Origin of the sequence: Massilia sp. CT11-108 (assembly GCF_047302915.1) — a bacterium.
GTDB classification, from domain to species: domain Bacteria; phylum Pseudomonadota; class Gammaproteobacteria; order Burkholderiales; family Burkholderiaceae_D; genus Telluria; species Telluria orientalis.
In genome coordinates this window covers 1-12,136 of record NZ_JBKYMO010000146.1, presented here as the reverse complement: position 1 = coordinate 12,136, position 12,136 = coordinate 1, and the positions used below count along the sequence as shown (strand labels likewise).

The 12,136-nt window shown below is 63.7% G+C and carries 13 protein-coding genes; 5 read left to right on the top strand and 8 right to left on the bottom strand.

Going from position 1 to position 12,136, the window contains the following annotated elements; translation table 11 throughout:
* Window positions 1–212: 212 nt before the first annotated feature.
* Window positions 213–872: a LuxR C-terminal-related transcriptional regulator gene (locus tag ACEN88_RS13870; protein ID WP_413340413.1), complete on the bottom strand. Its 660-nt coding sequence runs from the start codon at window positions 870–872 to the stop codon at window positions 213–215.
* A 215-nt stretch (window positions 873–1,087) separates the two neighbouring features.
* On the opposite strand from ACEN88_RS13870, the gene ACEN88_RS13865 reads away from it, so the two are divergent.
* The 4 genes from ACEN88_RS13865 to ACEN88_RS13850 all read left to right on the top strand — a co-directional run bounded on the left by ACEN88_RS13865 (window position 1,088) and on the right by ACEN88_RS13850 (window position 3,802).
* Window positions 1,088–1,357, top strand: coding sequence for a hypothetical protein (locus tag ACEN88_RS13865; RefSeq protein WP_413340411.1), 270 nt, complete (start codon window positions 1,088–1,090; stop codon window positions 1,355–1,357).
* A gap of 161 nt (window positions 1,358–1,518) precedes the next feature.
* Complete coding sequence (locus ACEN88_RS13860) at window positions 1,519–1,758, top strand: hypothetical protein (protein ID WP_413340409.1); 240 nt, start codon at window positions 1,519–1,521, stop codon at window positions 1,756–1,758.
* Window positions 1,755–2,006, top strand: coding sequence for a hypothetical protein (locus tag ACEN88_RS13855; protein WP_413340407.1), 252 nt, complete (start codon window positions 1,755–1,757; stop codon window positions 2,004–2,006). The genes ACEN88_RS13860 and ACEN88_RS13855 overlap by 4 nt, the downstream gene beginning before the upstream one ends.
* A gap of 155 nt (window positions 2,007–2,161) precedes the next feature.
* Window positions 2,162–3,802, top strand: coding sequence for an alpha-L-fucosidase (locus tag ACEN88_RS13850; RefSeq protein ID WP_413340406.1), 1,641 nt, complete (start codon window positions 2,162–2,164; stop codon window positions 3,800–3,802).
* On the opposite strand, the gene ACEN88_RS13845 is transcribed toward ACEN88_RS13850, so the two are convergent.
* Genes ACEN88_RS13845 through cyoA form a run of 7 tightly spaced genes read right to left on the bottom strand, consistent with a single transcriptional unit; the run spans window position 3,795 to window position 10,520 of the window.
* Complete coding sequence (locus ACEN88_RS13845; RefSeq protein WP_413340404.1) at window positions 3,795–4,340, bottom strand: response regulator transcription factor; 546 nt, start codon at window positions 4,338–4,340, stop codon at window positions 3,795–3,797. The two genes, ACEN88_RS13850 and ACEN88_RS13845, sit on opposite strands and share 8 nt — an antisense overlap.
* Complete coding sequence (locus tag ACEN88_RS13840) at window positions 4,333–5,679, bottom strand: ATP-binding protein (protein ID WP_413340402.1); 1,347 nt, start codon at window positions 5,677–5,679, stop codon at window positions 4,333–4,335. Before ACEN88_RS13840 ends, ACEN88_RS13845 begins: the two co-directional genes overlap by 8 nt.
* Window positions 5,663–6,457 (bottom strand): SURF1 family protein, encoded by a 795-nt coding sequence (locus ACEN88_RS13835; RefSeq protein ID WP_413340400.1) that lies wholly within the window; start codon window positions 6,455–6,457, stop codon window positions 5,663–5,665. The genes ACEN88_RS13840 and ACEN88_RS13835 overlap by 17 nt, the downstream gene beginning before the upstream one ends.
* Window positions 6,457–6,867: a cytochrome o ubiquinol oxidase subunit IV gene (cyoD, locus tag ACEN88_RS13830; RefSeq protein ID WP_413340398.1), complete on the bottom strand. Its 411-nt coding sequence runs from the start codon at window positions 6,865–6,867 to the stop codon at window positions 6,457–6,459. The genes ACEN88_RS13835 and cyoD overlap by 1 nt, the downstream gene beginning before the upstream one ends.
* Window positions 6,864–7,499 carry a cytochrome o ubiquinol oxidase subunit III gene (gene cyoC, locus ACEN88_RS13825; protein WP_413340396.1) on the bottom strand — a complete coding sequence of 212 codons (636 nt, stop codon included), beginning with the start codon at window positions 7,497–7,499 and terminating at the stop codon, window positions 6,864–6,866. Before cyoC ends, cyoD begins: the two co-directional genes overlap by 4 nt.
* Window positions 7,492–9,495, bottom strand: a complete 2,004-nt coding sequence (cyoB, locus tag ACEN88_RS13820) for a cytochrome o ubiquinol oxidase subunit I (RefSeq protein ID WP_413340394.1) — start codon at window positions 9,493–9,495, stop codon at window positions 7,492–7,494. Before cyoB ends, cyoC begins: the two co-directional genes overlap by 8 nt.
* A 2-nt stretch (window positions 9,496–9,497) precedes the next feature.
* Window positions 9,498–10,520, bottom strand: a complete 1,023-nt coding sequence (cyoA, locus tag ACEN88_RS13815) for a ubiquinol oxidase subunit II (protein WP_413340392.1) — start codon at window positions 10,518–10,520, stop codon at window positions 9,498–9,500.
* A gap of 149 nt (window positions 10,521–10,669) precedes the next feature.
* On the opposite strand from cyoA, the gene ACEN88_RS13810 reads away from it, so the two are divergent.
* Window positions 10,670–12,016: an MFS transporter gene (locus ACEN88_RS13810; protein WP_413340390.1), complete on the top strand. Its 1,347-nt coding sequence runs from the start codon at window positions 10,670–10,672 to the stop codon at window positions 12,014–12,016.
* Window positions 12,017–12,136 lie beyond the last annotated feature (120 nt).

The window sequence follows — 12,136 nt, the reverse complement described above, 5'->3', positions numbered from 1 at the left end:
GGAATGCCGTCGAGCAGGGCGCCGACGGCGAGCGGCCGCAGGATCGGATGGATCATGGAGGGTCCGGGCAAAGTCGGCAATCTACCACAGCGGCGGCGCCATCGCCGTCGGCGCCCTGCTCGACGGCATTCCCGCGTCGATCGTGAGCGGCCTGTCGATGCCGGGCGGGCGGTGCTGTCGGCACCGTGGCGGCCGGGCGTCGACCGGGCGAGCTACCGGTCGGTGCAGCGATCCCGACAGACGTCCGTCAGGTTGTTCGCGATACTGTACTGGATCATGTCGCTCAGGCTCTTGCAGCGCAGCTTGACCATCGCCCTGGCCTTGTGCGTGCTGATCGTCTTGATACTCAGGTTGAGCACGGCCGCGATGCGGCTGACGCTCCGACCGCAGACGAGCATGGCGAACACGAGGAACTCGCGGTCGCTGAGCGACTCGTGCGGCAACTCATCCTTACCTTCCCACATGTGCAATGCGACTTCCTCGGCGAGTCGCTCGCTCATATGGACCTTTCCCAGGCTCACCCGGCTTGCGGCCTCGAGAAGCTCATCGGCGGGACGGCTTTTCATCACGTACCCCTTCACGCCGCAGCGGATCGCCCGCATGCCGAAGTGAAGCTCGTCCAGCTCGGTATACACGAGGACGTGGGCGCGCGGCGCTACGGCCCGGATTTGGCGCAGGAACGTCTCCTCGCTTCCGGCTGCGAGTACCGGATCGACGAGGATGATGTGATATTGCTCGCTTTGTAATTTACTGATCAGGTCGGAACGACTTGTTGCCTCGCGGACCACTGTATCCCGCGCCTGCCTGGCAAAGAGCGTACACACACCGAGCCGCATCGTCTCGCTTCGATCAGCCACCAGCATCTGTATCATGCTGCCTCCGTATGGTTAATGGGTAGTAATGTTTAAGTAAACACATCCATGATTAACCAATTGTCACCATTGGTCAATTTACCGTTTTGAAATTGATTCTCACCGAACTTCACTGTCGCAAAATTGCTGCAATGCGGCGAAGTTTTGCATGCATATCCCATAGCCGTTGAGAGGTTTGATTAAAGTCAAATGCTGCATCGCATCAGGCCGTAAGCTTGACCTTGTTCATTTTCAATAACTTACATGCAAATTATTGCGCCATGTCAAGAAAAAAGCTTATTGCATCGGCGAGCATGCACCCGGAGATCATCGCCATCGGTCTCGAAGTGACGCTCGATCCCAGTCGGCGCCGCTATTATTCCGCGCTCGTCCTGACGCTCGCGGATGCTGCCATGCAAGAATTTGTGAGGATTCTCGCCGCTGAACCACAGCGATCGCCCGGCGTCGAACCTGATCCCAGTGGTGATCCAGCAGCAGGACGTTAACTGATGGTTACCATCAATACTTCTTGCCGATCTGCATTCCGGGCGCCAGCGTCGGGCATTGCCCGATGAGCGGGCGGCGGCATGGACGCTTGCGTAACATCGCGTCGGTTGCCGGTTCGGCCCTCGCCAGGTCATGGGGCCGGCTTCGGGCAGCGGGCGCCATGACGCATCGCGACACCGCTGACCCGGCGCGCGGCGGCATCGAACGCCGCGTCGATGCCGTCACTGCGGACGTCATCCAGGTCGGCATTATTTTCATGAACGTCTACGGCCGGGACAACGCGGACGCTTTCTTCCTCACGGCCGACATCGTACCCACCGTCTACCGGAGAATCGTTGCAGGACGGTTTCGCCGGACCGTGCGCGGCGCCGATCCCGAGCCGGAAGGCATCCCGGCATGAGCCGCGCCGAAGACGAGCTACGGCATTTTCTTGGCGTCAATCGCAGGAAGGATCATGCCACGGCAGACATTGTCGAGATCGGTCTACTGTTCATGCGGGTCTTCGGCAACGACAAGGGATGGAGCTTTTTCCGCGGCACGCTGATCCAGCCGGAAGTGTGCTGGCGTGTGATGCGGCACAGGACACGCGGCTCACCGCCCGAGGTCGATCCCGAGCGCAAGGGCGGCATGGGCGGTCAACCGCCATGACGCCGGGCCCATGCATGGCTGGAACGTTGAGCGTGCCCGATGCCCGCGCCGGCGCCGCGCCCGTCACGTTGAATATCCGAGCCGTTGATTGTTTTGAATCTATAACATACAATCGTGTGTGCTGTTATCGATAACCAAACCATCACGGAGACATCATGAAACGACGCCAGGTCCTGGCCGGGTTGGCCGCCACCGTACCGGGCTTTGCCGCAAGCACCCTCCTGCCACGGTCCGCGCTGGCGGCGAACGCCCCCGGCCCTTTCAAGCCCGACTGGGATTCGCTGGCCGCGTACCGCACGCCGGACTGGTTCCGGAACGCGAAGTTCGGCATCTGGGCCCACTGGGGTCCGCAATGCGAGCCGGAATTCGGCGACTGGTACGCGCGCAATATGTACAAGGAAGGCAGCGACGCGTACCGCCACCACCTGCAGAAATACGGCCACCCGTCGAAGTTCGGGTTCAAGGACGTGATCCGCCAATGGCAGGCGGCGCAATGGGACCCGGACGCCCTGCTCGCCCTGTACCGCAAGGCGGGCGCCCGCTACTTCGTCGCGCTCGCGAACCACCACGACAATTTCGACCTGTACGACAGCCGCTTCCAGCCCGACTGGAATTCGACGCGCATCGGGCCGAAGAAGGACCTGATCGCCGGCTGGGCGAAGGCGGCGCGCGCGCAGGGCATGCGCTTCGGCGTCAGCGTCCACGCGGCCCACGCGTGGACCTGGTATGAAGTGGCCCAGGGCGCCGACAAGGCTGGGCCGTACGCCGGCATCCCGTACGACGGCGTGCTCACGGCGGCCGCCGGCAAGGGCCAGTGGTGGGAAGGACTGGATCCGCAGGCGTTGTACGCGCAGGCGCATCCGCTCAGCCGCAAGACCACCAAGCCGGCCGAATGGGGCGCGCAGTGGGACTGGGGTGGCGGGGCCACGCTGCCGTCGCGGCGCTACGTCGACAACTTCCACGACCGCACCATCGACCTGATCGACAAGTACGACCCGGACCTGGTCTACTTCGACGACACCGCCCTGCCCTTCTGGCCGTTCAGCGACGCTGGCCTGCGCATCGCCGCGCATATGTACAACCGCAGCATCGCCACGCGCGGCCGGCTGGAAGCGGTCATCAACGGCAAGATGCTCGACGAGCGGCAGCGCCGTTCCCTCGTGTGGGATATCGAGCGCGGCCAGAGCAACGCCATCGAACCGCTGCCCTGGCAGTCGTGCACCTGCATCGGCGGCTGGCATTATTCGCGCCCGGGCTATGAGCGCAACGAGTACAAGAGCGCGCAGAAGGTCGTGCACATGCTGGTCGACATCGTCAGCAAGAACGGCAACCTGCTGCTCAGCGTACCCGTGCGCGGCAACGGCACGATCGACGAAAAGGAACAGGCGATCGTCGAGGAGATCGGCCGCTGGATGGCCGTGCACGGCGAAGCGATTTACGATACGCGGCCGTGGGCCGTGTTCGGCGAAGGTCCCGCGCAGCACCGGACGGCGCCGCTGACGGACCAGGGCATGAACGAGGGGAAGAACGCGCCGCTCACCGCCGCCGACGTCCGCTTCACGGCGAAGGGCGATGCCGTCTACGCGTTCGTGATGGGCTGGCCGGCCGGCCGCGAGATCGGCATCGCCGCGATGGGCACGGCGGCCGGGCACCTGAAGAAGCCGGTCGCGCGGGTCGAACTCGTCGGCACCGGTGCGCCGCTCGCGTTCCGCCAGGCGGAGGACGGGCTGAAGGTCACGCTGCCGTCGACGGCGCCCGCCCTGCCGTATGCGTTCGCGCTGAAAGTCCTTACTTGACCCGCTGCTTTTCCAGCTTGCGCGCCAATGTGCGGCGGTGCATGCCGAGCCGGCGCGCCGCTTCCGAAATATTGAAATCCGTCTCGGCCAGCACGGCGTGGATCCGCTCCCATTCCAGCGTCTTGATCGACGTGGTACGGTTCGTCAGTTCCAGCTCCGTGTTGCCGGCGACGTGGCCGAAGGCGGCCTCGATGTCGTCCGTGTTCGACGGTTTCGCGAGATACTGCCGCGCACCGAGCTTGATCGCCTCGACGGCCGTGCCGATACTGGCAAAACCCGTCAGCACGACGATCTGCATGTCCGGATCGTGCGCATGCAGCATCTGCACGCACGCGAGGCCGGAGCTGTTTCCCTTCAGCTTGAGGTCGACGACGGCATAGTCCGGCGAATGTTCCTTCAGCAGTTCCTGCGCTTCGTCGAGGCCCGGCGCCTGCAGCACCCGGTAGCCGCGCCGCTCGAACGAGCGGCCGAGGGTGCGCGCGAACGCGTCGTCGTCCTCGATGATCAGCAGGAGGCGGTCGTCATTGTCTTCATCCATGGGCATGTCCCAGTTCCTTCTCGAGCGCGATCGCGGACAGCGGCAACGTCAGCGTGACGGCGGCGCCGCCTTCCGGCCGGTTGACCGCCTGCACGGTACCGCCCAGCGTGCGGGCCACGTTCACGACGAGGAACAGGCCCAGGCCGCCGCCGGGACGGCCCTTGCTGGACTGGTACGGTTTGCCGAACTGCGCCAGCATCGCCGGCGCGAAGCCGGGGCCGCGATCGAGCACGGTCAGTACGAGCGTGCCGTCGTCGACACCCGCTTCCACGCCGACCCAGTCGGGCGAGGCCTCCAACGCGTTGTCCAGCACGTTGTCGATCGTTTGTTTCAGGGCGGAGTCGAAGGCGACCGGCAGGTCGTGTTCGATCCGGTTGCGGTAGTCGAAGTCGCGCACGGGGCGGCTGTGCTGCCAGTCCGCGACGAGCTTGTCGAGGAAGCCGCGGATGGTCGTGCGCGCGGCCGATTCGCCACGGGTCTCACCGGCCGACAGCAGGATGCCGCTGACGATGGATTTGCAGCGTTTCAGCTGCGTCTCCATTTCCGTGATCTCTTCCAGCAGGTCGGGGTTCGCCTTGAATTCGCGCATGCGCTTCCAGTCGCCGAGGATCACGGACAACGTGGCGAGCGGCGTGCCGAGTTCGTGCGCGGCGCCCGACGCGAGGAGTCCCATGCGCACGATGTGGTCTTCCTCGGCCGCGCGCTGTCGCAGGTCCGCCAGCTGGGCCGCCTTCGCTTTCAGGGTATTCGTGATGCGCGAGATGAACACGACGAGCAGCGCCGCGTTCAGCGTGAAGCAGATCAGCATGCCCTGCACGTACAGGCTGGAGATGCCGCGCGCATGGTCGAACGGCAGCGCGAGTGGTTTCGCGAACACGGACAGGCCGGCCAGGCACGCGAGCGTGATGGCGACGATGGTCCACGTCGACCACGCTTCGAGCAGCACGGCCGACAGGATCACCTGCAGCAGGTACAGGAACGCGAACGGATTCGTCGTCCCGCCCGCGAGGTACAGCTGCATCGTGAGGCTGGCCACGTCGACGAGCAGCGCGAGGAACAGTTCGTTGTTCGTGACGGGCCGGTGTTCGTGCCAGCGCAGGTGGCTGGCGATGTTGAAGGCGATAAGGCACGCGAGCACCTCGAGCATCTGCACGAGCGGCAGGCGCACGTCGAAGACGAGGATCGCGCCGGCGATGGTCGTGATCTGGCCGATGACGGCGATCCAGCGCAGCTCGATCAGCTGCAGCATGTTCTTGTGGCCGGCGACGTATTCGACGGCGGCGGCGTTGTCCGCGCCCCGTTCGAACATCCGTTTCAGCAGGTCAGTCGTGTCGTTCATCATTCTCGGTGTCGTTGCCGTAGCGGGCGACCCACCACCAGGCGGCGGCCACCATCAAGGCGAGAGCATACCAAGTGAACGCGTACACGAGGTGACTGTTTGGAAATTTGACGACGGTGAGGCCGCCGACGGGCTGGTCGGGGCTGTCCGGCGGGTTCTGTCCGGCGGCGGCGTCAACGAAGAACGGTGCCGTGGCGATGCCGCGCGCCGCGGCGATCGCGGCCACGTCGCGGGTGTACCAGCGGTTCGCCGCGGGGTCGTTCGTGCGCGTGAACGCGCCGTTACGTTCGCTCGTCCTCAGGAGACCCGTGACGTCGGCCGCCGGTCCGGCGTTCGCGCACGGATTTTCCGTGGCGCGCTGCGGCGTGTAGCGCGTGCGCGCGCCCAGTTCGGCGGGAATGAAGCCGCGGTTGACGAGGACGACGTTCCCATCCGCCGTGCACATGGGCGTGAGCAGCCAGTAGCCGCTGCCGGCTTCGGTCAGCGCCTGGACGGGGGTGGTGAGATCGTAGAGATAAGTACCGTGCAGTTGCACGCGGCGGTACTCGGCGGATTCGGGCGTGATGCCGGCCCAGCTCGTGCGCGATGGCAGCGGCGCCGGGGCGGCGTGCACGCGTGCTTCCACGCGTGCGATGAGGTCCAGTTTCCACTGCAGGCGAACCACCTGCCAGGTACCCAGACCCGCGCAGAGGACGATCAGCAGCAATGCCAGCACCGCCAGGACGGGAGAGACTCCCTTGCGGCCGGCCGGTGCCGCTGCGCGATCGTCCCTCGCCATTACTGCATGTCGTGCATGCCGTGTACCGAACTGCCGTCATTGCCCATGTTGGGCATCATGTTGGCGTTCATGTGGTACATGACCCAGATCGAACCGGTCAGGACGATGAACAGCAGGATGGCCGTGAGGATCAGCGCCATCATGTTCCAGCCGCCTTCCGACTTCGAGTTCATGTGCAGGAAGTAGATCATGTGCACGACGACCTGGACGGCCGCGAAGCCGAGGATCACGAACTTGGTCGTGCCCGGTGCCAGCTGGTGGGTCATCACCAGCCAGAACGGGATCGCCGTCAGGATCACGGACAGGATGAAACCGATCGTGTAATCCTTGAAGCTGCCGTGGGCGTGCAGGTGGTCGTCGTCGTGGTGACCATGACCGTGGCCATGATCGTGATGATGCAGATCGCTCATGGCAGGACTCCCATCAGATAAACATAGGTGAACACGCCGATCCAGATGACGTCCAGGAAGTGCCAGAACATCGACAGGCAGGCGAGGCGGCGGTAGTTGGCACCGTTGATGCCGTGCTTACCGACCTGGAACATCAGCGTGACGAGCCACACGATACCGAAGGTCACGTGCAGGCCGTGCGTGCCGACCAGCGAGAAGAACGCGGTCAGGAAGCCCGAGCGCCACGGGCCGAAGCCTTCGTGGATCAGGTGCGCGAACTCGTCCAGTTCCAGGTACAGGAAGCAGGCGCCCAGCACGCCGGTGATGGCGAGCCAGACGAGCGTGCCTTTGACGTTCTTCTTCTGCGCGGCCAGCATGGCGAAGCCATACGTGATCGACGAGAACAGCAGGAACGCGGTGTTCAGTGCGACGGTCGGCAGCTCGAAGATCTCGGCGCCCGACGGGCCGCCCGCGTAGTTGCGGCCCAAAACGGCATAGGTCGCGAACAGGCAGGCGAAGATGAGGCAGTCGCTCATCAGGTAGATCCAGAAGCCCAGCAGCGTGCCGTTCTCCGGATGGTGCTCGCGCACGTAATAGCGCGAGCTCGGGTCGGCGCTCGCGGCGCCGGCGTGGGTTACGTTAATCTCAGACATGGGCTTCCAGCAAACGGGTGCGTTCTTCTTCCGTACGGGTCACTTCGTCCGCCGGGATGTAGAAGTCGCGTTTGTAATCGAACGTGTGGTAGATGGCGACGGCGAGCATGGCAACGAACGTCACGCCGACCAGCAGCCACATGTGCCAGATGATGCCGAACGCCATCACGAACGTGATGCCCGGGATGACCGGACCGGCCCACGTGTTCTTCGGCATGTGGATCGCCACGAAGTCCTTCAGCGGACGCATGTAACCGTTCTTCTTCATGTCGGCCCACGAATCGTTGTCGTGCACGACCGGGGTGAACGCGAAGTTGTAGCCCGGCGGCGGCGACGACGTCGACCATTCCAGCGTACGGCCGCCCCACGGGTCGCCCGTCACGTCGGCCAGTTCCTTGCGGTTCATGATCGACACGAAGATCTGCATCAGCAGGCAGCCGATACCGGCGGCGATCATCAGGGTGCCCAGCAGCGAGACCTGGAACAGCCAGTGGATCGACGGATCGTCGAAGTGGCTCATGCGGCGGGTCACGCCCATGAAGCCCAGGATGTACGGCGGCGTGAACGCGACCCAGAAGCCGATCGACCACAGCCAGAACGAGTACACGCCCCATTTACGGTCCAGCTTGAAGCCAAACATCTTCGGCCACCAGTAGTTCACGCCCGCGAACAGGCCGAACAGCACGCCGCCGATGATGACGTTGTGGAAGTGCGCGATCAGGAACAGCGAGTTGTGCAGCACGAAGTCGGCCGACGGCACCGCCAGCATCACGCCGGTCATGCCGCCGATGATGAAGGTGATCATGAACGACACGGTCCACATCATCGGCAGTTCATAGCGGATGCGGCCCTTGTACATCGTGAACAGCCAGTTGAAGATCTTCGCGCCCGTCGGGATCGAGATGATCATCGTCGTGATGCCGAAGAACGAGTTCACGCTCGCGCCCGAACCCATCGTGAAGAAGTGGTGCAGCCACACGAGGTAGGACAGGACCATGATCACGACCGTCGCGTACACCATCGAGGTGTAGCCGAACAGGCGCTTGTTGCAGAACGTCGCGACGACTTCCGAGTAGATGCCGAACGCCGGCAGCACCAGGATGTAGACCTCGGGGTGGCCCCAGATCCAGATCAGGTTCACGTACATCATGGCGTTGCCGCCCAGTTCGTTCGTGAAGAAGTGCGTGTCGAACAGGCGGTCCAGGCCGAGCATGGCCAGCGTGGCGGTCAGGATCGGGAAGGCCATCACGATCAGGATGTTGGTGCACAGGGCGGTCCAGGTGAACACCGGCATCTTCATCAGGTCCATGCCCGGGGCGCGCATCTTGATGATCGTGACGACCAGGTTCACGCCTGACAGCAATGTGCCGACACCCGCCACCTGCAATGACCAGATGTAGTAGTCGACGCCCACGTCCGGGCTCGCCAGGATGCCGGACAGCGGCGGGAACGCCAGCCAGCCGGTACGGGCGAATTCACCGACGAACAGCGAGGCCATCACGAGGATCGCGCCGGCGGTCGTCATCCAGAACGAGAAGTTGTTCAGGAACGGGAACGCCACGTCGCGCGCGCCGATCTGCAGCGGCACGACGTAGTTCATCAGGCCCGTCACGAACGGCATCGCCACGAAGAAGATCATGATCACGCCGTGGGCGGTGAAGACCTGGTCGTAGTGGTGCGGCGGCAGGAAGCCGTGCGAATCGCCGAACGAGAACGCCTGCTGGGCGCGCATCATCAGCGCGTCGGCAAAGCCGCGCAGGAACATCACGAGACCCAGCACCATGTACATGATGCCGATCTTCTTGTGGTCGATACTGGTGAACCACTCTTTCCAGAGGTAGCCCCACAGCTTGAATTTGGTCAGCAGCGCCAGGCCGACGATGCCGCCCAGTGCCACCATGATAAAGGTACCGATCAGGATAGGCTCGTGGTAGGGAATCGCTTCCCAGCTGAGCCGACCGAAGATCAACTTCGCTAAGTCAAATTGCTCGTGCATGATTACTTCTTCTTCACAGAATCATTGGGCGTAGTGCAGACCTCGCCGTTGGCCTGGGCCAGGCGGGTCGCTGCCGCTTGTTGGGGCGCGTGGCGCAGCATGGCCATTTCACGGGCCTTCTTCGCGTCGTCGTTCATCATCTTGTCCATGCATACGGCGCCGTCGGCGACGCAGCGGTTCAGGACGCGATAGAACAGGTCGTTGTCGACCGCCGCGTAGTGGCGCACCGGCTCCTTGATACTCGGCTTTTCGAGCGTCAGGTACCCTGCGCGGTCGAGGTTGGCGCTGGCGGACTTGACCGACTGGACCCAGCCGTCGAAGTCGCCCTGGGGCACGCCACGGTACGAGAAGCGCATGTCGGAATAGCCGGCGCCGCTGTAGTTCGACGAGAAGCCAACCGACTGGACCGCTTTGTTCTGGACCGCGTTCAGCGTCGTTTCCATGCCCGGCATCGCGTAGATCATGCCCGCCAGTTCGGGCACGTAGAACGCATTCATGACGGAGGTCGCGCTGATCTTGAAGCGCACGGGCACGTCGACCGGCACGACCAGTTCATTGACCGTCGCGATGCCCTGCTCCGGATAGATGAACAGCCACTTCCAGTCCATCGCCACGGCCTGGATGACCAGCGGCTTGGCGGACGCCGGGATCGGACGCCCTTCGGCGATGCGGTCCAGCGGACGGTACGGATCCAGCTTGTGCGTCGAGATCCAGGTCACGAGACCCAGCACGATGATGATCAAGAGGGGCGCGCCCCAGATGACGAGTTCCAGCTTGGTCGAGTGGTCCCAGTCCGGTTCATAGGCTGCTTCCTGGTTGCTGGCGCGGTACTTGTACGCGAACCAGATGATCAGGAACATGACGGGAACGATGATCAGCAGCATCAGGATCACCGAAACGATGATCAGTTGCGCCTCTTGCTTGGCGATGTCGCCGGAAGGGTTCATCACCACCGTGTTACAGCCGGAAAGCAGCGCTAACAGGGGAGAGAGGAACATTCCGCGACGGAGGGTCTTTGGAATCATGCTTGTGTTTTACGTTACATGGGAAAAATAACATGCTAATGTAACGCCAACGGCGTGCGTTTGGCGATTGGACGTTTTGTCCTACCCTTTACCGTATTGCAGCATTTCAGAGGGTCCAGAAGCCGTCGGCTGAAAAAGGAGACGAAGACATGCAGAGCACCCCGAACACGTACGGCGGCGCAGGAGCCGCTCCCATCACAGCACCCCACTCCGGGGCCCGGAACATCAACAGCCGCGACACGAAAATCGCGCCTGGAGAGATCGCGGTCGGCGTCGTCATCGGCCGCGCTTCCGAATACTTCGACTTCTTTGTTTACGCGATCGCTTCGGTCCTCGTGTTCCCCGCCGTGTTCTTCCCGTTCGCGGACCGGCTCGAAGGTACGCTTTACTCGTTTGCCATCTTCGCGCTGGCCTATGTGGCAAGGCCGCTCGCGTCGCTGTTCTTCATGGTCATCCAGCGTCATTACAGTCGCGAGATCAAGCTGACCATCGCCCTCTTCCTGATGGGCTCCGCCACGGTCGCCATCTCGATGCTGCCCACCTATTCCCGCTGGGGCGAGTGGTCCATCGTCGCCCTGGCCATCCTGCGCATCGGCCAGGGCGTTGCCCAGGGCGGGTCGTGGGACGGCTTGCCGTCGCTGCTCGCGCTCAATGCGCCGCAGAACAAGCGTGGATGGTACGCCATGTTGGGACAACTTGGCGCACCAACGGGATTCATCATCGCCGCCGGCCTGTTCTCCTACCTGATGGCCGAGCTGTCGCAGGACGATTTCCTCGTCTGGGGCTGGCGTTATCCGTTCTACGTCGCCTTCGCGATCAACGTCGTCGCGCTGTTCGCCCGCCTGCGCCTCGTCTCGACGCCGGACTATACCCACCTGCTCGACGAGCATGAGCTGGATCCGGCCCCGGCCCGCGAAGTGATCGGCAACCAGGGTGCGAACATCGTCATCGGCGCCCTCGCCGCCCTGGCCAGCTATGCGCTGTTCCACCTCGTGACCGTGTTCCCGCTGTCGTGGATCCAGCTGTACGATACCCGTTCGATGGCCGAATTCCTGCAAGTCCAGATGATGGGCGCGGGTCTCGGCATCGTCGGCGTGCTGGCGTCGGGCATCATCGCGGACAAGTTCGGCCGCCGCAACACGCTGGGCACGCTGGCCGCGCTGATCGCCCTGTTCTCCGGCTTCATCCCGACCCTGATGGATGGCGGCGTGACCGGCCAGAACACGTTCATCCTGGTGGGCTTCCTGCTGCTGGGCCTGTCGTACGGCCAGGCCGCAGGCGCCGTGACGTCGAACTTCCTGCCGCAATACCGCTACACGGGCGCCGCCCTGACGTCGGATCTCGCGTGGCTCGTCGGCGCCGCGTTCGCCCCGCTCGTCGCACTGGGCCTGGCCGCCAACTTCGGCCTCGGCTACGTCAGCCTGTACCTGCTGTCCGGCGCCGTCGGCTCGCTGGCCGCGCTGAGCCTGAACCGGGCGCTCGAGATCCGCAACTGAGCGACATATATAGAGCAAAGCCCGAGCCCCGGTACCCCGGGGCTTTTTTTGGTGCGCCCAGCATGGGCGCACTCTTGTGGGTGGAAGTCCCGCCGCGAGCTGACCACAGCGAGCGAAGCG

Coding starts and splice junctions, on each gene's coding strand:
- ACEN88_RS13810 (WP_413340390.1), top strand. CDS start 10,670: ATGCAGAGCACCCCGAACACGTACGGCGGCGCAGGAGCCGCTCCCATC.
- cyoB (WP_413340394.1), bottom strand. CDS start 9,495: ATGCACGAGCAATTTGACTTAGCGAAGTTGATCTTCGGTCGGCTCAGC.
- ACEN88_RS13855 (WP_413340407.1), top strand. CDS start 1,755: ATGAGCCGCGCCGAAGACGAGCTACGGCATTTTCTTGGCGTCAATCGC.
- cyoD (WP_413340398.1), bottom strand. CDS start 6,867: ATGAGCGATCTGCATCATCACGATCATGGCCACGGTCATGGTCACCAC.
- cyoA (WP_413340392.1), bottom strand. CDS start 10,520: ATGATTCCAAAGACCCTCCGTCGCGGAATGTTCCTCTCTCCCCTGTTA.
- cyoC (WP_413340396.1), bottom strand. CDS start 7,499: ATGTCTGAGATTAACGTAACCCACGCCGGCGCCGCGAGCGCCGACCCG.
- ACEN88_RS13870 (WP_413340413.1), bottom strand. CDS start 872: ATGATACAGATGCTGGTGGCTGATCGAAGCGAGACGATGCGGCTCGGT.
- ACEN88_RS13840 (WP_413340402.1), bottom strand. CDS start 5,679: ATGAACGACACGACTGACCTGCTGAAACGGATGTTCGAACGGGGCGCG.
- ACEN88_RS13835 (WP_413340400.1), bottom strand. CDS start 6,457: ATGGCGAGGGACGATCGCGCAGCGGCACCGGCCGGCCGCAAGGGAGTC.
- ACEN88_RS13845 (WP_413340404.1), bottom strand. CDS start 4,340: ATGGATGAAGACAATGACGACCGCCTCCTGCTGATCATCGAGGACGAC.
- ACEN88_RS13850 (WP_413340406.1), top strand. CDS start 2,162: ATGAAACGACGCCAGGTCCTGGCCGGGTTGGCCGCCACCGTACCGGGC.
- ACEN88_RS13860 (WP_413340409.1), top strand. CDS start 1,519: ATGACGCATCGCGACACCGCTGACCCGGCGCGCGGCGGCATCGAACGC.